This window comes from Shewanella sp. SM20 (assembly GCF_025654545.1).
Taxonomy (GTDB): Bacteria; Pseudomonadota; Gammaproteobacteria; order Enterobacterales; family Shewanellaceae; genus Shewanella; species Shewanella oncorhynchi.
In genome coordinates this window covers 1-2,357 of the sequence record NZ_JAKKRK010000113.1, presented here as the reverse complement: position 1 = coordinate 2,357, position 2,357 = coordinate 1, and the positions used below count along the sequence as shown (strand labels likewise).

2 protein-coding genes and 1 pseudogene are annotated in these 2,357 nt (G+C 41.6%); 1 reads left to right on the top strand and 2 read right to left on the bottom strand.

The annotated features are described in order from the left end of the window. The coding region (locus L5M18_RS23030) for a transposase (protein ID WP_263195311.1) at positions 1-167 on the bottom strand (167 nt) is incomplete at its 3' end. A 1,421-nt stretch (positions 168-1,588) separates the two neighbouring features. On the opposite strand from L5M18_RS23030, the gene L5M18_RS23025 reads away from it, so the two are divergent. Beyond that, positions 1,589-2,113: an MATE family efflux transporter gene (locus tag L5M18_RS23025; RefSeq protein ID WP_263198710.1), complete on the top strand. Its 525-nt coding sequence runs from the start codon at positions 1,589-1,591 to the stop codon at positions 2,111-2,113. A 9-nt stretch (positions 2,114-2,122) separates the two neighbouring features. Here L5M18_RS23025 and L5M18_RS23020 read toward each other — a convergent pair. After that, positions 2,123-2,357, bottom strand: a pseudogene (locus tag L5M18_RS23020) (IS4 family transposase); the annotation flags it as partial.

Sequence of the window (2,357 nt, the reverse complement as noted above, 5' to 3'; positions counted from 1 at the left end):
GTTTTACCTGGCACAGGGCGACCCTCTTTTTTGGCTTTATCTCGCCAATGATACAGGGTTTGGTAGGAGATCCCCTCACTGCGAGCCACTTCCGTGACCGTCATATTGTGGGGAGGTAATAATTTCTTTAAGACAGCGTCTTTACGTTCAGGTGAATATCGTTCCATTGAGCTCTCATTGACCGCCCCCTTTATTTAATTATTGGATGATTTTAAGGGGTGACAACAATCCTGACACAGGGGGAGTGCGTGGAGCCTTATTTAACTTGAACTCGGGATAAGAAATGTTGAACTAATAGCCCTTCAAGTGATCGGAACTTTCGACCAAGAAAAAACCATCATACCGGAGGGCCTATAGTTATTTTGATCATGCTTTTTTATCTCAAAAGATTGTCTTCGTTGAATTCAAATAGTCTTCGTTTTAATTCCATACTTACACTTCTGATAAAAATAGAGTGATAAATTACTTAAAAACTATATTATTAAATATAAATAAAGTCATATTTCGGCAATCTTCAATCAGATGCAGATTGATTTATTAGCGCTTAAAATCATATTTTTTGACAAAGTTTCTACGTATTTCCCAAACTCATTTTGTATGAAAAGCCACAGTTTTGTGTGCGTGGCCACTCAAAATGAGGTTTGGCGGCAGACTGAGATTTGCTTTTTTTCGCCGATATCTTCTGGCCATCTTACCTGCTCTTATTTGGGTATTAGTACGATCAACTAAGTTTGTGCTTGGGGACTTGATGATGGTTTGTTGCTACCTCTCGTCGCGCGTGCTGGCACTTTGCCAATTTGAAGATGTACTGCAAATACGCCAGCAACAAAAACCGATGCAATTATCACTCATATAATGAAGCAATGTTGCCTGTTAAAACTTATATACTTACGATTTAGCTTAAAGCATAGACACTAAGGTTAAAACCCACATTCGTCATCGGTAATGATGTGGGTTTTAAGAAGCATGATCTTAAAGTCGTTAGTATTTATGCAAAAAATTCAATTTCCTTAAATAAGGTCGAACCAACACCCTGCACCCGAGCTGTAAAATCAACAATAACGTTTTTTACTACAGCAAACGGCAGCTTGCGAAACATAACATCAGATAGGTATATGGAACATCACCCACTTCAAGCAAGGTAAGTAGGCTGATTGACACAATAACTAGACCATCCATAGTGCACCTCAATTCGTTATTTTTTAATATTATACGCAGAAGTGCGACAGCTTGTGTCGTAACTAAAAGGAAGTTTGTACAAGGACTATTATATTATCGCTAGGCAATGAATCTTCGATAACTTGCTGTACAGAAAGTGGTTTAAGTGGCTTGTTGGATGGCGTCATTTATCGCTCATCTACTACTAACATGTGAAGTGGTTAAATGCCACCGTCAAATACGACAAGCTGATGATTGACATCGGGCGGATGAGTAAGAATAATACGCGGCAGGCTGCAGAGAAGCCTGTCCGCAAAAGATGATATCACTCTGATAAATTAACAGCGTTGCGAATCGATTTCATATCGAACCCACAGCAATCAAATAAGTTTGGCTTAGCGGAATGCCAATAAACTTAGGAGAATTGTTTGTGAAACATGCAACCGCTAACACTTTCAAACCCGCCGGTATCAATGTTGAACTTTCTGACATTGTACCCTTGGCAGCCACCGAAACGCCCTCCCACGGGAAATCTCACTCAGGATCTCAGTCAACTGAGTCCTTAGGTACGTTAGCTATCCCTACTTTGTATTTGCGCTTTGCGTTACCCATGGCATTGGCCATGATGCTCAGCGGCAGCTACAACTTAGTTGACTCTTATTTTATTTTGAAATACATCGGTGCCGATGCATTAGCTGGGGTGACGATTGCCTTCCCGTTACAAATGATGATTTTTGCTTTGGCCTGCATGATAGGAAATGGTACTGCGACCTTAGTAAGCCGATTTTTAGGGGCAAATGCGTTTGATAAGGCGAGTCAAATCGCGAACACTGGTTTTGCGTTAGCCCTATGTTGCGGCGTGATAGTGACTATCGTGTCACTCGCCCAGCTTGATAATTTATTGGCGTTTATTGGGGTAAGCTCAACACTTGCCTTAGTTGCTACAGAGTACTGAAGGATCCCCTCATAAATCAGCCATAGCATAGCCATATTTGAGCAACTGATTGGCGAATAATACCCAGGCCGCCAGCAATTCTTTCTCCGTGATTTGATAATCAGGCCGCCTGAGTACCTCCAATCCCAAGCGAATCGTTGAGAGTACCGTTCGATGCCCAATGGTATTGGCCTGAAAATGCTTATCCCAGCCCTGTTGCTGTGCGTGTAAACCAACTAGCCACAACAGGCATTGAACCATCCAT